The 22,209-nt window shown below is 68.3% G+C and carries 15 protein-coding genes; 13 read left to right on the forward strand and 2 right to left on the reverse strand.

Annotation, left to right across the window (positions count from 1 at the left end; translation table 11 throughout):
- Positions 1-9 precede the first annotated feature (9 nt).
- Positions 10-1,293 (reverse strand): ABC transporter substrate-binding protein, encoded by a 1,284-nt coding sequence (locus tag G3T36_RS18860; protein WP_163291399.1) that lies wholly within the window; start codon positions 1,291-1,293, stop codon positions 10-12.
- A gap of 121 nt (positions 1,294-1,414) precedes the next feature.
- Here G3T36_RS18860 and G3T36_RS18865 point away from each other — a divergent pair, with 121 nt between their 5' ends.
- The 3 genes from G3T36_RS18865 (at position 1,415) to G3T36_RS18875 (ending at position 6,483) form a co-directional block, all read left to right on the forward strand.
- The gene (locus tag G3T36_RS18865; protein ID WP_163291400.1) at positions 1,415-3,112 is read left to right on the forward strand and encodes a glycoside hydrolase family 13 protein; all 1,698 of its coding nucleotides are present in this window, start codon (positions 1,415-1,417) and stop codon (positions 3,110-3,112) included.
- A 145-nt stretch (positions 3,113-3,257) separates the two neighbouring features.
- On the forward strand, positions 3,258-5,120 hold the full coding sequence (locus tag G3T36_RS18870) for an ABC transporter ATP-binding protein (RefSeq protein ID WP_163291457.1): 1,863 nt from the start codon (positions 3,258-3,260) through the stop codon (positions 5,118-5,120).
- Positions 5,121-5,217: 97 nt separating this feature from the next.
- Complete coding sequence (locus G3T36_RS18875; protein ID WP_163291401.1) at positions 5,218-6,483, forward strand: Nramp family divalent metal transporter; 1,266 nt, start codon at positions 5,218-5,220, stop codon at positions 6,481-6,483.
- A 92-nt stretch (positions 6,484-6,575) separates the two neighbouring features.
- Here the strand turns inward: G3T36_RS18875 and G3T36_RS18880 are convergent, their stop codons facing one another.
- The gene (locus G3T36_RS18880; protein WP_163291402.1) at positions 6,576-7,253 is read right to left on the reverse strand and encodes a metal-dependent transcriptional regulator; all 678 of its coding nucleotides are present in this window, start codon (positions 7,251-7,253) and stop codon (positions 6,576-6,578) included.
- 72 nt (positions 7,254-7,325) lie between these two features.
- Between G3T36_RS18880 and G3T36_RS18885 the strand changes: the two genes are divergently transcribed.
- From G3T36_RS18885 to G3T36_RS18930, 10 genes are all read left to right on the forward strand, one after another.
- Positions 7,326-8,690: a cystathionine beta-synthase gene (locus G3T36_RS18885; protein ID WP_163291403.1), complete on the forward strand. Its 1,365-nt coding sequence runs from the start codon at positions 7,326-7,328 to the stop codon at positions 8,688-8,690.
- A 32-nt stretch (positions 8,691-8,722) separates the two neighbouring features.
- The gene (locus G3T36_RS18890) at positions 8,723-9,877 is read left to right on the forward strand and encodes a cystathionine gamma-synthase (protein ID WP_193571369.1); all 1,155 of its coding nucleotides are present in this window, start codon (positions 8,723-8,725) and stop codon (positions 9,875-9,877) included.
- A 65-nt stretch (positions 9,878-9,942) separates the two neighbouring features.
- A complete protein-coding gene (locus G3T36_RS18895) occupies positions 9,943-11,286 on the forward strand; it encodes a bifunctional glycosyltransferase family 2/GtrA family protein (RefSeq protein ID WP_163291404.1) in 1,344 nt (447 codons plus the stop codon).
- Positions 11,283-13,424 carry a glycosyltransferase family 39 protein gene (locus G3T36_RS18900; RefSeq protein ID WP_163291405.1) on the forward strand — a complete coding sequence of 714 codons (2,142 nt, stop codon included), beginning with the start codon at positions 11,283-11,285 and terminating at the stop codon, positions 13,422-13,424. The genes G3T36_RS18895 and G3T36_RS18900 overlap by 4 nt, the downstream gene beginning before the upstream one ends.
- Positions 13,425-13,466: 42 nt before the next feature.
- The gene (locus G3T36_RS18905; protein WP_163291406.1) at positions 13,467-14,894 is read left to right on the forward strand and encodes an APC family permease; all 1,428 of its coding nucleotides are present in this window, start codon (positions 13,467-13,469) and stop codon (positions 14,892-14,894) included.
- 194 nt (positions 14,895-15,088) lie between these two features.
- A complete protein-coding gene (locus tag G3T36_RS18910) occupies positions 15,089-16,078 on the forward strand; it encodes a LacI family DNA-binding transcriptional regulator (RefSeq protein WP_163291459.1) in 990 nt (329 codons plus the stop codon).
- A gap of 451 nt (positions 16,079-16,529) precedes the next feature.
- The gene (araB, locus tag G3T36_RS18915; RefSeq protein ID WP_338031644.1) at positions 16,530-18,356 is read left to right on the forward strand and encodes a ribulokinase; all 1,827 of its coding nucleotides are present in this window, start codon (positions 16,530-16,532) and stop codon (positions 18,354-18,356) included.
- Positions 18,353-19,090, forward strand: coding sequence for an L-ribulose-5-phosphate 4-epimerase (locus tag G3T36_RS18920; protein ID WP_163291408.1), 738 nt, complete (start codon positions 18,353-18,355; stop codon positions 19,088-19,090). Before araB ends, G3T36_RS18920 begins: the two co-directional genes overlap by 4 nt.
- The gene (gene araA, locus G3T36_RS18925; protein ID WP_163291409.1) at positions 19,090-20,607 is read left to right on the forward strand and encodes an L-arabinose isomerase; all 1,518 of its coding nucleotides are present in this window, start codon (positions 19,090-19,092) and stop codon (positions 20,605-20,607) included. Before G3T36_RS18920 ends, araA begins: the two co-directional genes overlap by 1 nt.
- Before the next feature lie 151 nt (positions 20,608-20,758).
- Positions 20,759-22,174: an MFS transporter gene (locus G3T36_RS18930; protein WP_163291410.1), complete on the forward strand. Its 1,416-nt coding sequence runs from the start codon at positions 20,759-20,761 to the stop codon at positions 22,172-22,174.
- Positions 22,175-22,209 lie beyond the last annotated feature (35 nt).

Consider the following 22,209-nt stretch of genomic DNA (forward strand, 5'->3'; position numbering starts at 1 on the left):
TCCCTTGGATCAGCCGCCAGAGGTAGCCGACTGGATGGCGGCCGCCATGTCCTTCAGCGCCTGGTCGACCGACTTGTCGCCCTTCAGGGCAGCGTAGGCGTTGTCCTGAACAGCGGTGGTGATGGCCGGGTAGAACGGCGAGACCGGACGCGGTACCGCGTTCGCAATCGACGTCTTCAGCGTGGACAGGTACGGCAGCTGGGTGTTCAGCGCGGCGTCGTCGTACAGGGCCGAGAGCACCGGAGCCAGCGAGCCCTGGGTCACGAAGAACTTCTGCGATTCTTCGCTCTGCAGGAACTTGAGGAACGCGAATGCGGTCGCCTTGTGCTTGGAGTACACGCTGATCGCGGCGTTGTGTCCACCGAGGCTGGAGACACCCGGTCCGCTCACACCCGGGAGGGGTGCGATGCCGAAGGTGTTCTTGACCGTCGAGCTACCGTCGGTCTTGGCCAGGTTGTACACGTACGGCCAGTTGCGCAGGAACAGGAGCTTGCCCGCTTCGAAGGCGATGCGGCCCTGCTCCTCCTGGTAGGTGATGGCTTCGGCGGGGATGTCACCGTTCTTGAACGCATCCGTCAGACGGGTCAGTCCGGCGTTGGCTTCGGCGCTGTCCACCTTCACGGTCTTGCCGTCGTCGGCGACGATGGCGCCTCCGTTGGTGTTGATGGCTTCAGCGGCGTTCACCGTGAGACCCTCGTACTTCGCGAACTGTCCCGCGTAGCATCCGATTTTGTGCGCCTTCGCGATCGCGCAGTCCTTGATCATGTCGGCCCAGGTGGCGGGCGGCGTGGGTACCAGGTCTTTGCGGTAGTAGAGAATGCCTCCATCCGAGGTTTGCGGTGCTGCGTACTGTGTGCCGTTGTAGGTACCGGACTTGACGGTCGGCGCGAGGAGCGCCGAGTTGTCCATCTTCAGGCTTCCGGTCAGGGGCTGCAGCCATCCCTTGGCGGCGAACTCACCCGTCCACACCACGTCGACATCGACGACGTCGTAGTTCGGGTCCTTCGCCTGGAAGTGCTGCACGAGGTCGTCGTGCTGCTGGTCGGCCTGGTCGGTCTGCTCTTTGAACGTGACCTTCTCGTCAGGGTGTGCTGAGTTCCACTTGTCGAGAAGAGGGCGTACGACGTTGCTGTTGTCCTTGCCCTGGACATAGGTGATCGGACCCTTGCCCGTGAGGTTGGCGCCGGCGTCTCCGCCTGACGATCCACCAGATGACCCCCCGCCGGTACATCCGGCGAGTGCGATACCGAGGACGGCGACTCCGGCTATGACGGAGAGACGTGCTGCTTTCATTTCACTCCTCGTTGAGCTGCTTGGTGCAGGCGCGGTTGCGTCTTGGTTCGTCACGCTATACCGTGACCCGGTGATGTGCAAGCGTTTTACGTAAGCGCTTGCATCACGATTTGGAGCCGAAATGATTGAGAAACCAGACGGCTGGTCCTCTCCCCGGACGGGGGCCGCCGAGTTGGCGGACTGGTGGCGGGATGCGGTGATCTACCAGATCTACCCGCGGTCGTTCGCCGACTCCGACGGCGACGGGATCGGAGACCTGCGCGGGGTCGTCGAGCATCTGGATTATCTCGCCGAGCTCGAGATAGATGCGGTCTGGCTCTCGCCGTTCTATGTCTCGCCCCAGGCCGATGCTGGGTACGATGTCGCCGACTACCGCGATGTCGATCCCCTCTTCGGCACACTGGCCGACTTCGACGCCCTCCTCGCCGCCGCCCACCGCCGAGGACTGCGGGTGATCATCGACCTCGTGCCGAACCACACGTCCAATGAGCACCCCTGGTTCCGGGAGGCGGTCGAATCCGTGCCGGGCAGCGTCGCCCGTGACCGTTACCTGTTCCGCGACGGTCGGGGCGAACGCGGTGCACTCCCGCCCAACAACTGGACATCGGTCTTCGGCGGATCCGCGTGGACACGTGTCGACGATGGCCGCGCCGATCCGCAGTGGTACCTGCACCTGTTCGACCCCAGGCAGCCCGATCTCAACTGGCGCAATCCGGCAGTGGTGCGGGAGTTCGACGACATCCTCCGGTTCTGGCTGGATCGCGGAGTGGATGGCTTTCGCGTCGACGTCGCACACGGACTGATGAAGCACGAAGACCTTCCCGACTGGCACGAGAAGTCTGCCGAGCTCGAAGGCGGCGGCAATCGCGGCCCGATGTGGGATCACGACGATGTGCATGACATCTATCGCGGCTGGAACAGTGTGCTCTCCAGTTACGGTGATGACCACATCCTCGTCGCAGAGGCGTGGGTTGCGCCTGCCGAACGTCTCAGCCGCTACGTCCGCAGCGACGAAATGCAGCAGGCGTTCAATTTCGACTTCATGACGGTCGGGTGGGATGCGCTCGCCATGCGGGCATCCATCGACCGTGCTCTCGAGACGAACGCCGCCGTCGGCGCGACGACCACCTGGGTGCTGTCGAACCACGATGTCGTTCGGCACGCCTCGCGGTTCGGACTCGCCGATCCGACCGCCTGGCCAAAAGGGATCGGAGCGCACGAGGAACAGCCGGATGCAGCGCTCGGCCTTCGTCGCGCCCGCGCCGCCAGCCTGTTCGTCTTCGCGCTGCCGGGATCCGCCTATCTCTATGAAGGCGAGGAACTCGGATTGCCGGACCACACCCTCCTCCCCGACGAGCTTCGGCAGGATCCCAGCTTCTTCAGAACCGGGGGAGATGAGACCGGCCGTGACGGCGCCCGCGTCCCCTTTCCCTGGCGATCGGATGCTCCCGCGTTCGGCTTCAGCCCGTCGGGGGCGGCCTGGCTGCCGCAGCCGGAGAGCTATGGAGAACTCGCCGTCGACAAGCAGGATGGGGATCCCGCCTCGACCCTCGAGCTGTACCGCACGGCCCTCGGACTTCGGCGCGCGTCGGGACTCGGCCGCGGCACACTCGTCTGGAACGAGAACGAGACGGACGTGTCGCGACTCGCCTTCACCAACGGCCGGATGCACGTGCTGATGAATTTCGGGGCGATTCCGATCCCCGTGCCGGACGGAGCGACAGTCGTCGTCGCCAGCGCCCCTGACGCGATCGTGGAAGGCCGCCTGGCCGCCCATTGCACGGTGTGGTTCACGGTCCAGCCCGTCGCGGGGCGCTGAGGGCGAACGGGATGGTCTGGGTAAGGACGCAGGAGTGACCTCGCGAGCGCAGCTCGCTCGGCGCTGGCGTCGCGGGATCGCGGTGCGATCCCTTCAGCTCCAGCGCGCAGCGTAGGCTCGAATCGTGAGTACTGCGCGCGGTGGAATGGTCGGACGAGGCGGGCGGGTGAGCGGCGGAGACGTCGCCGCACAGAAGGCGCTCAACGCAACCGCGCCCAGGATCCCGCACCTGATGCGACGCATCAGCGGGCTCTTCGCACCACATAAGGCGGCCCTCGTCATGACCGTGGTGCTCGTGCTCATCGGCGCAGCCCTCTCGGTCATCCCGCCGCTGCTCACGCAGCGTGCCTTCGACGACGGGCTGTTCCCCCCGAACGGCACGCCGAACATGCCGGTGCTGATCTCGATCGTGAGCGCGATGATCGTCGTCTACGTCACGTCGGCGCTGCTCGGGGTCTGGCAGACGTACCTGACCGCATCCGTCGGCAACAAGGTGATGGGCGCCCTTCGCGTGCGGCTCTTCAGCCACCTCCAGTCGATGGAGCTGAGCTTCTTCACCAAGACCAAGACGGGCATCATCCAGTCCCGCCTGCAGAACGATGTCGGCGGTGTGGCGAGCGTCCTGACGAACACGGTCTCCAGCGTGCTCGGCAACACCGTCACCGTGATCGCGGCCTTCGTCGCCATGCTCCTCCTCAACTGGCAGCTCACCATCATCGCGGTCATCCTCATGCCGATCCTCGTGATCGCCCAGCGACGTGTCGGCCAGGTCAGGGCGCGCATCGCGACCAAGACCCAGGAATCGCTCTCCGACATGACGGCGATCACCCAGGAGACGCTGAGCGTCTCGGGCATCCTGCTGTCGAAGAGCTTCAACCGACAGGCGACCGAGGTCGCGCGGTACGACGACGAGAACCAGAACCAGATCCGCCTGCAGGTGAGCCAGTCGATGAGCGGCCAGTGGTTCTTCGCCATGGTGAACGTGTTCCTGTCCAGCATCCCGGCCATCGTCTACCTGATCGCCGGCTGGCTCGTACTGGGAGGCGCGACCAATATCAGCGCGGGAACGATCGTCGCCTTCACGACGGTGCAGGCGCGGCTGCTGTTCCCGCTGCTCGGGCTCATGCGGGTCGCCCTCGACCTCCAGACCTCCGGAGCGCTCTTCGCCCGCATCTTCGAGTACCTCGACCTGAAGCCCGCTATCGCCGACCGGCCGGGAGCCGTCCCCGTCGACACCACGCGCGACCTCGGCCGGGTGGAGTTCGACCACGTGACCTTCCGTTACCCGGATGCTCGACCGGGCGAACGGGCGACGCTCGACGACGTCTCGTTCGTGATCGAACCGGGGGAGTTCGCCGCATTCGTCGGGCCCTCCGGCGCCGGCAAGACCACGGTCTCCTATCTCATTCCACGGTTCTACGACGCGACGGCCGGGCGGATCGTCTTCGGCGACACCGAACTGCGCGACCTGCAGCAGGAGTCGCTCGTCTCCCATATCGGCGTCGTCAGTCAGGAGACCTACCTCTTTCATGCGACGATCGCCGAGAACCTCCGGTATGCGCGGCCGGATGCGACGCAGGCGCAGATCGAGGCGGCCGCGCGCCAGGCGAACATCCACGAGACGATCGCGGGCTTCCCCGACGGCTACGAGACGATCGTCGGGGAGCGCGGCTACCGGCTCTCCGGCGGCGAGAAGCAGCGAATCGCGATCGCCCGCGTCTTATTGAAGAACCCCGAGGTGCTCATCCTGGATGAGGCCACGAGCGCCCTCGACTCGATCTCGGAGCGGATCGTGCAGGCGGCACTCGACACGGCGTCGCGCGGTCGCACGACGATCGCCATCGCGCACCGGCTGTCGACGATCGTCGCCGCAGACGTCATCTTCGTGATCGATCATGGCCATGTCGTCGAACGCGGAACGCACCGAGAGCTCATGGATGCCGGCGGCGTGTACGCACGGCTCTACGCGGAACAGATCCAGGGCTCAGCGCCGGTGGTCCTCGACTGAGGCGAGCGGGCGATCCGCGGGTGATGTCCGGGTCTTCGGCTCGGCGAGTGCAGATGTTAGGCTGGGCTAACAATCTGCCTCATCGTGGGGGAGCGCCATGGCCGTCGACGTCGCGCGTGGCACCCGGCGCCGTTCGCCGGGTGGCCGTGCATCACGTGCACGCGCGCTTCTGCTGCTCGGTCCAGCCTTCGTGGCGGCCATCGCCTACGTCGACCCCGGCAATGTAGCCGCGAACCTGACCGCCGGAGCGGAGTACGGGTACCTGCTGGTGTGGGTGCTGGTCGTCGCCAACGCCATCGCCGTCTTCGTGCAGTACCAGTCGGCGAAACTCGGGATCGTCACCGGGTCGAGCCTGCCCGAGCTGCTCGGCCAACGGCTGTCGACGGCGCCGCGGCGCGCGTTCTGGGTGCAGGCCGAACTCGTCGCCGCCGCGACCGACCTGGCCGAGGTCATCGGCGGCGCCGTCGCGCTGAACCTGCTGTTCGGCGTTCCGCTGCCGCTCGGCGGACTCATCGTCGGTGTGGTCGCCATCGGCATCCTGGCTGTGCAGTCCCGGCGGGGGCAGCGCACCTTCGAGGCCGTCATCGTCGGCCTCCTCGCGGTGATCGCGATCGGCTTCCTCGCCGGGCTCTTCGTGAGCCCCGTCGACTGGCGGGCCGCCGCCGGAGGTCTCGTTCCACGGTTCGACGGCGCCCCCACCGTGCTGCTCGCCGCGAGCATGCTCGGAGCGACCGTCATGCCGCACGCCATCTACCTGCACTCCTCCCTCGCGCGCGACCGTCACGGCCATCACCTCGACGAGAAGATCGTGTCACGGCTCCTGCGCGTCACGCGGTGGGATGTGCTGGGCGCGCTCGCCGTAGCGGGCGCGGTCAATATCGCGATGCTCCTCCTGGCCGCCGCGAGCCTCAGCGGCCAGGACGGCACCAACACCATCGAGGGAGCGCACGCCGCGATCGTCGCGTCCCTCGGCCCGGTGATCGGCGCGATCTTCGCGATCGGCCTGCTCGCATCCGGTTTCGCATCCGCCTCGGTCGGCAGCTACGCGGGCGCGACGATCATGTCCGGTCTGCTGAGGGTGCGCGTTCCGTTGCTTCTGCGGCGGGTCGTCACGCTCATCCCGGCCATCGCGATCCTCTCGGCGGGCGTGGAGCCGACATGGGCTCTGGTGGTCAGCCAGGTGTTCCTGAGTCTCGGCATTCCGTTCGCGCTGGTGCCGCTCATCCGCCTCACCTCCGACCGGGCGGTCATGGGCGACCGGGTGGACGGCAGGGGGATGCGCATCCTCGGCTGGACCATCGCGTCGCTCGTCGTCGTGCTGAACGCGGCCCTCGTCGTCTTGACCATCGTCGGCTTCACGTAGCCGCGCGGCCGAACGACGTTTGGTTGCCACGAATTCGGCTTCCTTGTCACCGAGAAGCGAAATCTGTGGCACCTAATCGGGTCGCCGGGCGCCTAAGCCCGCGGGGTCACCCACACCGCGGCAGCAGCGGTCGCGCCCAGGTCGACCGCCACCGCTGAGCCGTCGAGCGTCACCGCCGCATCGCCCGCGAACGCCCGCTGCTCGGCGACCGAGAGCACGGTGTCCAGGCGGATGCCGCGGTCGGCGAGGTAACGGAGGACGGCCGGGTCGGCATCCGAGATGCGCGTGACGACGAGCGGGATGCCGGCTGGCGCGTCGACGAGCGGGACCGCATCCGGTCGGTGAGGCGTGCCGTCGGCGCCCGGGATAGGGTCGCCGTGCGGGTCGCGCGACGGGTAGCCGAGCCGGCGATCGATCCGATCGATCAGGGTGTCCGACACCGCGTGTTCGAGCACCTCGGCCTCGTCGTGCACTTCGTCCCAGCCGTATCCCAGCACCTCGACGAGGAAGGTCTCGATGAGCCGGTGCCGGCGGACCATCGCCACGGCGTTCCGGCGACCCGTCTCGGTGAGTTCGATGCTCCCGTACGGCTCGTGCGCGAGCAGGCCCTGCTCGGCCAGCCGCCGGATGCCGTCGGATACGGTCGCCGCCCGCACCCCCATGCGTTCTGCGAGCTGTTTGACCGTGATCGGCGTCGTCGACCATTCGGTCGCGGTCCAGATCACTTTGAGGTAATCCTGCGCGGTCGTCGAGAGGTCGGACACGGGCATGGGCACCATCCTAGGAGCAGGTGCCGCTGCGGCGGCCTCTGTCAGGCCGGTGCCCCCTGTTAGGTTTGCAGGGTGAAGTATGCGGAGACCATCATCGATCTGGTCGGCAACACCCCCCTCGTCAAGCTCCACAAGGTCGCTGAGGGGACCGCGGCGACGGTGCTCGTCAAACTCGAGTACCTGAATCCCGGCGGTTCATCGAAGGACAGGATCGCGACGCGCATCATCGATGCCGCGGAGCGGGACGGCCTGTTGAAGCCCGGCGGGACGATCGTCGAGCCGACAAGCGGAAACACGGGTGTCGGACTGGCGCTGGTGGCACAGCAGCGCGGGTACCGCTGCGTGTTCGTCCTGCCCGACAAGGTCGGCGAGGACAAGCGGAATGTGCTCACGGCATACGGCGCCGAGATCGTCGTCACGCCGACATCCGTGCCGCCTGAGCATCCGGACTCCTACTACAGCGTGTCCGACCGCCTCGCCGCCGAGATCCCGGGCGCGTTCAAGCCGAACCAGTACGCGAACCCGAACGGGCCGCTCAGCCACTACGAGACCACCGGTCCAGAGATCTGGAGCGACACCGACGGCCGCGTGACGCATGTGGTCGCCGGTGTGGGCACGGGCGGCACGATCAGCGGCGTGGGCCGGTACCTGAAAGAGGTGTCGGCCGGGCGCGTGCGTGTCATCGGCGCCGACCCGGAAGGCTCCGTGTACTCCGGGGGATCCGGCCGCCCCTACCTCGTCGAAGGCGTCGGCGAGGACTTCTGGCCGGCAGCGTACGATCCGAGCGTCGTGGATGAGGTCATTCCCGTCTCCGACGCCGACTCGTTCGCGATGACCCGGCGCCTCGCCCGCGAAGAGGGCATCCTCGTCGGCGGGTCGAGCGGCATGGCCGTCGTCGCAGCCCTGCGTGCCGCCGCCGACCTCGGCCCGGACGACATCGTCGTCGTGATCCTGCCGGACGGCGGCCGTGGCTACCTCGGCAAGATCTTCAACGACAAGTGGATGCGGTCCTACGGCTTCAGCGACGTCCCGCACGAGTCGACCGTGCACGACATCATCGGGACGAAGAGCCGCGACCTTCCCGATCTCGTCCACGTGCATCCGAGCGATACCGTGCGCGACGCGATCCAGATCATGGCGAAGTACGGCGTCTCGCAACTGCCGGTGCTCACCGCGGAGCCGCCGGTCGTGATCGGCGAGGTCGCGGGCGCGATCGACGAGACCGCGCTGCTCGACGCCGTCTTCACCGGGCGCGCGCAGATGAACGACGACGTCGGCGCGTTCACGGGCGAACCGCTCGGACTGATCGGCGCCAACGAGCCGGTCTCCGCAGCGCGCTCGGCGCTCAGCGGCGCGACTGCGCTTCTCGTCACCGACGGAGGCAAACCGGTCGCCGTGCTCACCCGCCAGGACCTCCTGAACTTCCTGAGCGCCTAGCTCGGGCGAACCAACGTAAGGACACCACCACCATGGCCGACATCCGCCAGGGCTTCGACACGCGCGCCATCCACGACGGACAGGAGTTCGACCCGACCACCGGCGCGATCATCCCGCCGATCTACCAGACCTCGACCTTCGTGCAGGACGGCATCGGCGGCCTCCGCGGCGGCTACGAGTACGGCCGTTCCGGCAACCCGACGCGCTCCTCCCTCGAAACGCTGCTCGCCTCCCTCGAGGGCGGCCGGCGCGCTTTCTCGTTCTCGTCGGGTCTGGCCGCCGAGGATGCGCTGCTCCGCGCTGTGCTGAAGCCGGGCGATCACGTCGTGCTCGGCAACGATGTGTACGGCGGAACGCACCGGCTCATCAATCGGGTGCACGGCGCGTGGGGCGTGCGGAACACGACGGTCGACCTGGGCGACCTGAATGCCGTCGAGGGCGCGCTCGCGACCCCCGGCACCCGCATCCTCTGGATCGAGACGCCAAGCAACCCGCTCATGAAGATCAGCGACATCGCTGCCCTCGCCGACCTGGGCCACGCCGCCGGCGCGCTCGTCGTGGTGGACAACACCTTCGCCTCGCCCGCCCTGCAGCAGCCGCTGGCTCTCGGCGCCGACGTGATCGTTCACTCCACGACCAAATACCTGGGCGGCCACTCCGATGTGATCGGCGGCGCGCTCGTCATCGACGACGAAGAGCTCGCCGGCAACGTCGGGTTCATCCAGTTCGCGGCCGGCGCCGTCTCGTCGCCGATGGACGCGTGGCTCACGGTGCGGGGGATCAAGACGCTGGGCGTGCGGATGGCCCGCCACTCCGAGAACGCGCAGGCCATCGCAGAGGCGCTGGTCGGCCATCCGGCGATCGAGGCCGTCTACTACCCGGGCCTGCCGACGCATCCAGGGCACGAGCTCGCAGCCAGGCAGATGAGCGGGTTCGGCGGAATGCTGTCCGTCGCGCTCGCCGGAGGCGCCCCGGCCGCCCGCCGGTTCGCCGAGTCGACGACCGTGTTCCAGCTCGCCGAATCGCTCGGCGGGGTTGAATCCCTGATCGGCTACCCGTCGGAGATGACCCACGCGTCGGTTCGGGGAACCGAACTCGAAGTGTCCGACAACGTCATCCGCCTCTCCGTCGGAATCGAGGACGTCGCCGACCTCCTCGCCGACATCGAGGGCGCGCTCCCGCGTTGAAACGACTTAGGGCGCTCACAGCGACGTCATAGGGCCGGGGAATGTAGCCCGCACAGAGTGTGGGCATGTCGAACACATCACCCCCTCTCGCTCTCGACATCGTCGTGCCCGTGTACAACGAGCAGGCGACGCTCGACGCCAGCATCCGCCGGCTCCACGAGTACCTGACCGCGCAGCTCGACACGAGCTGGCGCATCACGATAGCGGACAACGCGAGCACCGACGCCACCGCCGCGATCGCCGACGACCTCGTGGCCACGTTGCCGGGCGTCATGGCGGTGCACCTGGCCGAGAAGGGGCGCGGGCGCGCCCTCAAGTACGTGTGGGGCAGGTCGCCTGCGGAGGTGCTCGTCTACCTGGACGAAGACCTCTCCACCGACCTCGCCGCGCTCCCGCCGCTCGTCGCCCCACTGCTCTCCGGCCACTCCGACCTCGCGATCGGCACCCGGCTCGGCCGCAGCGCCAGGGTCGCCCGCGGCGGCAAGCGGGAATTCATCTCGCGAAGCTACAACCTGCTGCTGCGGCGCACGATGGCGGTCGGGTTCACGGATGCGCAATGCGGCTTCAAGGCGATCCGGCGCGACGTCGCCGACCGCCTCCTGCCGCTCGTGGAAGACAATGCGTGGTTCTTCGACACGGAGCTGCTCATCCTCGCCGAGCGGGCCGGGATGCGCATCCACGAGATCCCCGTCGACTGGGTGGACGATCCCGACAGCTCCGTCGACATCGTCGCCACCGCGGTCGAAGACGTCCGGGGGATGCTGCGGGTCGGCACCAACATCGCGCGCGGACGGATCCCGCTCGAAGCGATCTATGCCGAGTTCGGGCGAAGGCCCTTCGAACCTCCGCGACCGCCGGGCTTCTTCGGCCAGGTGGTGCGGTTCGGCGCAGTCGGGCTCCTCTCGACGGCCGCGTTCGCACTCCTCTATCTCGTGTTGCAGGCCGTGATGGCGGCTCAGGCGGCGAACTTCGTCGCGCTGCTGCTCACCACCATCGCCAACACGTGGGCGAACCGCCGCTTCACCTTCGGTGTGCGCGGGAGGCCCGGCGCGGTCCGGCACCAGTTCCAGGGGCTGATCGTGTTCGGGATCGCGTGGGCCATGACGAGCGGGTCCCTGATGCTGCTGAACCTGGTGGTACCGAATGCGTCAGCTCAGGTCGAGCTGATCGTGCTGACCGTCGCCAACCTGCTCGCGACGCTCGTCCGGTTCGCGCTGCTCCGGCTCTGGGTGTTCCGGGCACAGCTGCGGAACGGCCGGCAGGGACCGATCGAGGCCGCGGGCGGCAGCCCGGATGCGAGTGCAGCACACCAACCTCATCCCCGTGCGCAGCTCGCGCACATACCCCCCACATCCGATCGCACGACAGCCGTCGCAGACGGTCTCCGACAGGAAGCGAACCCCTCATGAGCACGACGACCTCGACGCCTTCGGGCGTGACAGTGACACGTCCCGTTCCGGCACCCTCCGGGCCGCCGCCGGGGAGCCCGGCGCCAGCACGGCCCAGGAGCAGACCGGGCGGCGTCGGCGACCGCATTCGGTCCGCCGGCCGCTGGGTGGTGCGCGGCCGCGCGGAATCGGCGGCCTGGGAACGGCCGGCCCTCCTCGGCTTGCTCGCCCTTACCGCCATCCTCTATCTGTGGGACCTCGGCGCGAGCGGCTGGGCGAACTCGTTCTACTCGGCGGCCGCACAGGCCGGGTCGGTGAATTGGGAGGCCTTCTTCTACGGGTCGAGCGACGCGGCCAACTCGATCACGGTCGACAAGCCGCCGGCGAGCCTGTGGATCATGGCGCTCTCGGTGCGGCTCTTCGGACTCAGCTCGTGGAGCATCCTCGTTCCCGAGGCCCTGATGGGTGTCGTCACCGTCGCCCTCGTCTACTGCATCGTGCGACGCAACTTCTCCGCGCAGACCGCACTCCTCGCCGGCGGCGTTCTGGCGATCACCCCGGTGGCTGCGCTCATGTTCCGTTTCAACAACCCGGATGCACTCCTCGTACTCCTGCTCACAGCGGCGAGCTACTTCACGCTCCGGGGGATCGAGTCCGGTCGTCTGCGCTGGGTGGTCTGGGCCGGTGTCGCCGTCGGATTCGGCTTCCTGACCAAGCAACTGCAGGCGTTCCTGATCCTTCCGGTGCTGGCGGGCGTGTACCTGGCGGTCGCGCCGGTCTCACTGCGCAAGCGATTCGGACACCTGTTCGCAGCCCTGGGGGCGGTCATCGTCTCAGCCGGGTGGTGGGTCGCGATCGTCGAACTCGTGCCGGCTTCGCTGCGCCCGTACATCGGGGGTTCGCAGACGAACAGCTTTCTCGAGCTGACCTTCGGCTACAACGGTCTCGGTCGCCTGACCGGCAATGAGACGGGAAGTGTCACCGGCGGCGGGGCCGGGGCAGGCGGGGGAGCGGGGATGTGGGGAGCGACCGGTATCCTGCGCCTGTTCGAGAACGAGATCGGCGGGCAGATCGCCTGGCTGATGCCTGCCGCGCTCGTGCTCTTCGCTGCCGCCCTGGTGCTGGCGCGGCAGGCGAAGCGAACGGATGCGCGGCGGGCGACACTCCTGCTGTTCGGCGGCTGGCTCATCGTCACCGCCCTCGCCTTCAGCTTCATGGCCGGAATCTTCCACGCCTACTACACGGTGGCCCTCGCTCCGGCCCTCGCCGGTGTTGTCGCCATCGGTGCCGGTGCCCTGTGGGCGGCGCGCGACCGGCTGTGGGTGCGCATCCTGTCCGCTGTTACCGTTCTCGGCACCGCGGTGTGGGCGTACGTGCTGCTGACCCGTGCGGGCACCTGGCTGCCGTGGCTGAAGTTCGTGGTCGTCGCGTTGGCGGTCGTGGCCGCTGTACTTCTCGTGCTCCCGCGTCGTGGGCGGATGATCGCCGGCATGACGATGGCGGTGGCGCTGGTGAGCACCCTGCTCGCACCTGCCGCGTACTCGCTCGAGACGGTTACGACGCCGCACTCCGGGTCGATCGTGACGGCGGGTCCGGCGGTGAGCGGAGCGATGGGCGGTTTCGGCGGGAGGCCGGGAGGTGCGCCCGGAGGTGCGGCCGGTGGTGTGCCCGGTGGCGCGGTCGGTGGTGCGCCCGGTGGCGCCGGTGGGCCCGGTGGGCCCGGCGGGTTCGGTGGCGGGACAGCAGGCGCGCAGCCTGGCCGTGCCGGTGGCGCTGGCGGACTCCTCGAGTCGAGCACTGTCAGCTCCGCGGTCAAGGCTGCGCTTGTGAAGAACGCCGGATCGTACGAGTGGGTCGCGGCGGCCGTCGGGTCGAACAGCGCCGCCGGCTACCAGCTGGCGACGGGCGAGGCCGTCATGCCGATCGGCGGCTTCAACGGCAGCGACCCTTCCCCGACGCTCGCGGAGTTCAAGGCCGACGTCGCCTCCGGGAAGATCCACTACTTCATCGCTGGGTCCGGGGGAGGGGGAGTCGGCGGCCAGGCGAACGGCGGAAGCAGAGCCTCGAGCGGCATCGCGGCCTGGGTCGAGCAGAACTTCACGGCCAGCACGGTCGGTGGAGTGACCCTGTACGACCTGTCGGCCGGTTCCACGAACTAGCCCGATTCGCCGGATGTCGGTGGCCCCGACCATCATGGAGACATGACGGAAACCGGGCCACCGACTTCTGGTGGAACCCAGGCGACGACCGGCACCCCTCACGGCCATCTCGGGTTGGCCGGCGGCACAGCCCTGTACGTGGCAGCGGTGCTCGGCACCGGCATCCTGGTGCTGCCCGCGCTCGCCGCGGAGGCGGCCGGGCCCGGCGCCATCCTGGCCGTCGCCGCACTCGCGATCATCTCGATCCCGCTCGCGGCGACGTTCGCAGCGCTCGCCCGTCGCTATCCGGATGCAGGCGGGGTCGCCACCTTCGCCCGTCGCGCCTTCGGTCCGACGGCGGCCCGTGTGATCAGCTACTGGTTCTTCTTCGGCACGCCCATCGGCGCCCCGATCGCCGCGCTCATGACGGCGGAGTACGTCGTCGCCGTGATGGGCGGCACGCGCACGACGACCGTCGTGATCGCAATCGCGCTGATCGCGATCCCTGTCGTCGTGACAGCGTTCGGCGTGCGGTTCGCCGGGTGGCTGCAGCTGGTGCTCTCCGCGGCACTGGTCGCCGTACTCGTCTTCGTGCTCGCCTCCGCGCTCCCGCACGCGGAGACGGCGAACCTCACCCCCTTCCTCCCGCACGGGCTGGCCGGCGTCGGAGCGGCGATGAGCCTCTACATCTGGGCTTTCGCGGGGTGGGAGGCCGTTGCGGGCATCGGCGGCGAGTTCCGCAACCCGCAGCGCGACATTCCCAGAGCGACAGCGCTGGCGCTCGTCATCGTCTCGGTCGCGTATCTTGCGATCCAGACCGTGACGATCGCGGTGCTCGGCACCGATGCCGCCACGAGCGCGGTGCCGTTGCTCGACCTCGTGGTCGTCTCGACCGGTCGAAGCGGGGGAATCGTCGTCGCAGCGATCGCTGCGATCGTCGTCACCGGTGTCTTCAATGCCTACCTTGCAGCGTTCAGCAAGCTCGGAGCCGCGATGGGTCGCGACGGCGATCTTCCGCGCTGGTTCGGGCGCGGCGTCGAAAACGGTGGGGTGGCCCGCCGCGGCCTGTTGCTGTCCGCTGTGATCATGGCGGTGTATTCGGTTTTCGTGATGTCGATCGGGGAACTGCAGCCGGTCATCCTCGTGCACACCAGCATCGCGGCATCCGTCTATGGCGTGGGCGTCGCGTCCGCGATCGTGCTCCTGCCGCGCTGGTCGGTGGGGTGGTGGATGGCCGTGGCGTCGTCGCTGTTCGCGGCCGGGCTGCTGGTGCTCGCCGGTCCCAACCTGGTCTACCCGTTCGGCATCGCGCTGGTCGCCGTGCTGGTCGGCGTCGTGATCCGGCGCCGGGCGCGGTCGGGTGCGGGTCGTCGCGTGGTCGAGGCGCCGCCGGCCTCCATACTCGCTCCGTCGGCCCACTCGGTGTCGTCGGATGAATCGTGCGAGGCCGCAGATCGTGCGGCCGGCATGCTGTCGGCTGAGCGTCCGTAGCATCGCACTCCCACATCGGCGAGCACAGGGGAAAGCATCTCCGGGCCCGATGTCGACGTGCTTTTTCCTGTTCTCGCAGGGCGTGTACGAGTCGTGGGCATAATGGAACGCATCAGCGACTGGCGCTGGAGCGAATACCGATCGATCGGGTTGACTGCGTGACCGAAGAGCCGCCCAAAGGCCGCGCGCCGAGCATGCGTGATGTCGCACGGATCGCAGGGGTGTCGCACCAGACCGTGTCCCGGGTGATCAATCACCACCCGAGCATCCGGGAATCCACGAAACAGCGCGTGCTCGCCGTCATGGACGAACTGCAGTACCGGCCGAACCGTGCAGCCCGTGCCCTCGTGACCAGCCGGTCGAACACGATCGGGGTTCTCGCCGCGTCGGCAGCGTCGCTCTACGGCCCAGCGAGCAGCATCACCGCAATCGAGGATGCAGCTCGCGAAGCGGGGTACTACGTCACCGTCGCGCATCTCGGCAGCCTCGACCACGAAGACATCGTGGCGGCGATCGATCACCTCATGGCGCAGGCTGTGGAAGGCGTGGTGGTTGTGGCGCCCCAGGCGCCGGTGCTCGAAGCGATCTCGGCAGTGTCGATCGACGTGCCCTACGTCACGATGCAGACGGCAGGCGTCATCGAAGGCCACGAACTCTCGGTCGACCAGATCGCCGGGGCCCGCGAAGCCACGCGTCATCTCATCGATCTGGGTCATCGGCGCATCGTGCACGTGGCGGGACCGCAGGACTGGCTCGAAGCGCGCGCGAGAATGAAAGGCTTCTTCGACGAGCTCGAATCGGCCGGGCTTCCGCGCACCGAAGCCATCCTCGGCGACTGGACCGCGGACTTCGGCTACGAAGCGGGGCGTAGGCTGCTGGCCGACCGGAATGTGACTGCTGTGTTCTCGTCGAACGATCAGATGGCGCTCGGCCTGCTCCACGCGATCCGCGACGCTCGGCTGGAGGTGCCCGGTGACATCAGCGTCGTCGGCTTCGACGACATCCCGGAAGCCGCCCATTTCTGGCCCCCGTTGACGACGGTGCGCCAGGACTTCGGCGAACTCGGGCGGCGGTGCATCGCACTGCTGCTTGCCGATATCGACGGCATAACGTCGCCGGTCGGCGAGGTCGTGCAGCCCCAGCTCATCGTGCGCGCGTCGACCGCGCCCCCGCCTGCGCGATAGTCGCGGCCTGCTGCAAAGGGCCTCGATTCGAACTCGAACTGTAGACGCCCCGGGGGCGCTGTTCATAAAACATGAGTTCGTGTGAACAGAGTGACGGACGTGCATCCGGATGCCTTCCTGAGGGCGGATTCCGTCGCATCCGTCACACGATCTCCTGTTGTGTGAACGTTGGTCGCAACCGCGCCAGTAATTCAGGAATCTGTGTGAACAGAGTGACGGACGTGCATCCGGATGCGCTCCCGGGGGCCGTTTTCTGCCACCTCCGCCGCATGACGTCCTGGATTCCTGAACGGGCTGGACGGGCCGAACAGGCTGGACAGGCAGAGACCCCGCGGCCGGACTTGACAGCCCGAGGGGGAGCGTGTGTACCATTGAATTGCAAATGTTACCGTTCACATTAACGAACGGACCAACAATCCACGCGACCTGCGGCCGCGACGAAGGAGTCATCGTGACGAACACCGAGCTCGCGACTACGCCCCAGGAGCGCTACGTGATCGGCATCGACTACGGCACGCTCTCGGGCCGAGCGGTGGTCGTTCGCGTCTCCGACGGGGCAGAGCTCGGTTCGGCCGTCCTCGACTATCCCCACTCCGTCATGGATGCGACGTTGGCGTCGACCGGCGCCGCCCTCCCGCCCGACTGGGCACTGCAGGTGCCGCGAGACTATGTCGAGGTGCTCCGCACCGCTGTTCCCGCAGCCGTCGCGCAAGCGGGCATCGACCCGGCCGACGTGATCGGCATCGGCACCGACTTCACCGCCTGCACCGTGCTCCCTGTCACGGCAGACGGCACTCCGCTCAGCGAGCTCGCCGAGTTCGCCGACCGCCCGCACGCCTACGTGAAGCTGTGGAAGCATCATGCAGCCCAGCCGCAGGCCGACCGCATCAACGCTCTTGCGGCCGAGCGGGGTGAGAGCTGGCTTCCCCGGTACGGCGGACTGATCTCCAGCGAGTGGGAGTTCGCCAAAGGGTTGCAGCTTCTCGAAGAGGACCCTGAGATCTACGACCGCATGGACCACTGGGTCGAGGCCGCCGACTGGATCGTCTGGCAGCTGACCGGCCGTTACGTCCGCAACGCTTGCACAGCCGGCTACAAGGGCATCCTGCAGGACGGCCAGTACCCGAGCCGCGACTTCCTCGCGGCGCTCAACCCGGCTTTCGAATCGTTCGCCGACGACAAGGTAGCGCACGAGATCGGCCAACTCGGCGACGCCGCGGGAACCCTCTCCGCTCAGGCCGCCGAGTGGACCGGCCTGCCCGAGGGCATCGCCGTCGCCGTCGGCAACGTCGACGCGCACGTCACCGCGCCGGCGGCGCAGGCGGTGGAACCCGGTCAGATGGTCGCCATCATGGGGACATCCACGTGCCATGTGATGAACGGCGACGTGCTCACCGAGGTCCCGGGCATGTGCGGCGTCGTCGACGGCGGCATCGTGTCCGGGCTGTACGGATACGAAGCGGGACAATCCGGCGTGGGTGACATCTTCGCCTGGTACGTCGAGAACCAGGTTCCGCAGGCCCACGCAGAGGCGGCGCGCAAGGCGGGGCTGAGCATCCACCAGTACCTCACCTCGCTCGTCCAGGACCAGCCGGTCGGCGGTCACGGACTCGTCGCCCTCGACTGGCAGTCCGGCAATCGTTCGGTGCTGGTCGACCACGAACTCTCGGGCGTCGTGCTCGGTACGACGCTCGCGACCCGGCCGGAGGAGGTGTACCGGGCGCTGCTGGAGGCGACCGCGTTCGGTACGCGCACCATCGTCGAGACGTTCACGGCGAGCGGAGTGCCAGTCACCGAGTTCATCGTCGCGGGCGGCCTGCTGAAGAACGCCTTCCTCATGCAGGTCTACTCGGACGTCCTGCGTCTGCCGATCTCGACGATCGCCAGCGAGCAGGGCCCTGCGCTCGGTTCCGCGATCCACGCGGCGGTCGCCGCCGGCGCCTACCCCGACGTGCGCGCGGCCGGGGCAGCCATGGGCAAACTCGATCGCGACGTCTACACGCCGAACGAGGAATCCGCGGCCGCGTACGACCGCCTGTACGCGGAGTATCGCGAACTTCACGACTATTTCGGTCGCGGCGGCAACGACGTGATGCACCGTCTCCGCGCGCTGCGGCGCGAAGCCCTCGCGGGGCGTTCGGCGGATGCGGACACCCGGCGCCCCCGCCAGGCGGATGCTGTCGACGGCGCGGCTGTCGACGCCGCGATTCGTGCAGGGTCGGTCGACCAAGCCGAGACCGATACCGAGACGCCTGCAGTGGAAGGCGCAGCGCTGTGACCGCCGCGATCACCTCAGAGGTCGAGCACGCGATCGAGCGCACCCGCAACGAGGTCGCCGCCCTCCATGCGCAGCTCGTCACGAACGGTCTGGTCGTCTGGACCGGTGGCAACGTCTCGGGCCGCGTTCCCGGTGCGGAGCTCTTCGTCATCAAGCCGAGCGGTGTCGACTACGACGATCTCGCGCCTGACACGATGATCCTCTGCGACCTCGACGGCGCAGTGGTCCCCGGCACGCCCGGCAGCGACCGCGCCCCCTCCAGCGACACCGCCGCGCACGCCTTCGTCTATCGCAACATGCCCGAAGTGGGCGGCGTCGTGCACACCCATTCGACGTACGCGACCGCGTGGGCTGCTCGCGGCGAGTCCATTCCGTGCGTGATCACGGCGATGGCCGACGAGTTCGGCGGCGACATCCCGGTCGGCCCGTTCGCCATCATCGGCGACGACTCGATCGGGCGCGGCATCGTCGCCACCCTTCGCGGTCATCGATCGCGCGCCGTGCTCATGCAGAACCACGGCCCGTTCACGATCGGTCGCGACGCCCGCGACGCCGTGAAGGCTGCGGTGATGCTCGAGGATGTCGCGCGCACTGTCCACATCGCTCGCCAGGGCGGTCCGCTCATCCCGATCCCGCAGGATGCGATCGATTCGCTCTTCGCCCGCTACCAGGGTGTCTACGGGCAAACCCCCGAAGCCGTCGTCGAACACCCCACTGATAAGGAATCCGACTAATGCCGAAACCCCCCACCACCCTCGACCACTATGAGGTCTGGTTCCTCACCGGCAGCCAGAACCTGTACGGCGAAGAGACCCTGCGCCAGGTCGCCGACCAGTCCCGCGCGATCGCCGACACCCTGGGTGCGGCGGCCGACGTGCCGGTCCGCATCGTCTGGAAGCCCGTGCTGACCGGCGCCGACGCCATCCGCCGTGCCGCCCTCGATGCGAACAGCGACGACTCCGTGATCGGACTGATCGCGTGGATGCACACCTTCAGCCCGGCGAAGATGTGGATCGCCGGCCTCGATGCGCTCCGCAAGCCGCTGCTGCACCTGCACACCCAGGCGAACGTCGAGCTGCCGTGGGCCGACATCGACTTCGACTTCATGAACCTCAATCAGGCCGCGCACGGCGACCGCGAGTTCGGGTACATCCAGACCCGGCTCGGCGTGGACCGCACGACGGTCGTCGGCCATGTCTCGGACCCACGGGTCACCAGCCGTGTCGGCACCTGGATGCGGGCGGCGGCCGGATGGGCGGCCACCCGTTCCCTGAAACTCGCCCGCTTCGGCGACAACATGCGTTACGTCGCGGTGACGGAGGGCGACAAGACCGAGGCGGAGCTCCGCTTCGGGGTGCAGGTGAACACGTGGGGCGTCAATGAGCTGGTGGATGCGGTCGACGCGGCCGCCGCATCCGACATCGATGCGCTGGTGGCCGAGTACGAGGAGTTGTACGACGTCGTCCCCGAACTGCGGAGGAGCGGCGAACGCCACCAGTCACTGCGTGACGGCGCCGCCATCGAGCTGGGGCTGCGGTCGTTCCTTGAGGCCGGCGACTTCGGTGCTTTCACCACCAGTTTCGAGGATCTGGGCGGCCTCAAGCAGCTGCCCGGCCTTGCCGTGCAGCGGCTGATGGCCGACGGGTACGGCTTCGGCGCGGAAGGCGACTGGAAGACGGCGGTGCTGGTACGCGCCGCGAAGGTGATGGGCGCGGGCCTGCCCGGTGGCGCATCCCTCATGGAGGACTACACGTACGACCTCACCCCGGGAGACGAGAAGATCCTCGGCGCCCACATGCTCGAGGTCTGCCCGACACTGACGAGTGGGCGCCCGACCCTGGAGGTGCATCCGCTCGGGATCGGTGGCAAGGACGACCCGGTTCGCCTCGTCTTCACCGCCGATTCGGGGCCGGGCGTCGTCGTGGCGCTGTCCGACATGCGCGACCGGTTCCGGCTGGTCGCCAACGTCGTGGATGTGGTCCCGCCGACCGCGCCGCTCCCGAAACTTCCGGTCGGTCGCGCGGTCTGGGAGCCGCGGCCCGATTTCGTGACCAGCGCATCCGCGTGGCTGCAGGCCGGTGGCGCACACCACACGGTCATGTCGACCGCGGTCGGCGTCGAGGCGTTCGAGGATTTCGCGCGGATGGCACGCACCGAGCTGCTCGTGATCGACGAGACGACCACCCTGCGCGAGTTCGCCAAAGAGGTACGCTGGAACGCTGCGTACTACCGGCTGGCCTCGGGGATCTAACGGTCGCCTGAAGCTCAGGCGTTGACTCACCGGCGGGGGCCGGAACCCTCGGCCGCCAGCGCGTCGGAGGGGTTCTGCAGCGCACACGTGCGGAGGCTCAGGCAACCGCATCCGAGGCCCTGCCGTTCGTAGAAGTGAGATGCACGACCCGATGAGCGACTCGCCCGCCGACCTTCCGCCTCTGGTGCTCGGAGAGGCGCCGCGTGGCGGTGTGCTGAGCCCGCACTACCGGTGGATCAGCATCGGGATGTGCGCACTCATCATGCTGTCGGCGTTCGAAGCGCTCGCCGTCACGACGATCATGCCCACGATCAGCCGTGAGCTCGACGGAGCGTCGCTGTACGCATTCGCCTTCGCCGGCCCGCTCGCGGTGAGCGTCGTGGGGATGGTGCTCGCCGGAGCATGGTCCGACCGCGGTAATCCGCGCAACGCACTGTTCGCATCCGTCGCCTTGTTCGTCGTCGGGCTGCTCATCGCCGGGCTCGCGCCGACCATGGGCGTCTTCGTCGCCGGGCGGCTCGTCCACGGGCTCGGCGGCGGGGCGCTCACGGTCGCACTGTATGTGATCGTCGCCCGCGTCTATCCGCCGGTGCTCCACCCGCGGATCCTCGCCGGGTTCGCCGCGGCGTGGGTGATCCCGTCGCTGATCGGACCGCTGATCGCGGGGATCGTGGCCGAATCCGTCGGGTGGCGCTGGGTGTTCCTCGGCGTCATCGCGCTCGTGCTGCTGGCCATGATCATGGTGGTGCCGGTGATGCGGTCGATGCACTCGCCTGCGCCGGGCGCCGACCGGCCGCCGTGGGACGCCCGGCGCATCGGCTGGGCGGTGCTCGTCGCCGTCGCCGTGCTCGCCATCAACCTCTCGGCGGAAGCGCGCGGGCCCGTGCAGTGGATCATCCCCGTCGTCGCCGTCGTCGTCGCCGGGTTCGCGCTCCGGCCGCTCCTGCCGGTCCACACACTTCGAGCGGAGCGCGGGCTGCCGAGCGTGATCCTGCTCCGCGGCCTCGTGGCCGCCACATTCTTCGGGACAGAGGTGTACATCCCGTACCTGCTGACGAGCCAGTTCGGCCTGTCGCCGGCGATCGCGGGCCTCGCGCTCACGGCGGCGGGCCTTACGTGGGCGACGGCGTCCTGGGTGCAAGGGCGGTTCCCCGGCATCAGCCATCTGGCGACCATCCGGATCGGTGTCGGCCTGATGACCATCGCGATCGCCGTGTCGCTGGCCACAGCCGTGCTCGCGCTCGACCCGGTCGTCCAGATCGTCGGGTGGGCGTTCGCGGGTGCCGGGATGGGCCTGATGTTTCCGAGGCTGACGGTGATGACTCTCGAATACTCGACGATCGCCGACCAGGGATTCAACAGCTCGGCGCTGTCCATCGCCGACTCGATCGGGTCGGCCGTCGCGCTCGCCGCGACTGCGATCGCGTTCGCAGCGCTCGAGCCGGCGGGCGGGGCGTGGCCGTTTGCGGGCGCCTTCGCCGTCACCGGGGCGATCTGCCTCGTGGCACTGGTGCTGGGCGGGCGTGTGGTGCAGGGTCGGGGGCGCGGGGCGCCGCGCTCGCACTAGCCCGCTCGAGCCTCCCGGCGGCCCGCCGCACGTAC

The organism is Leifsonia tongyongensis (genome assembly GCF_010686705.1).
In the GTDB taxonomy this organism is placed as follows: Bacteria; Actinomycetota; Actinomycetes; order Actinomycetales; family Microbacteriaceae; genus Diaminobutyricibacter; species Diaminobutyricibacter tongyongensis.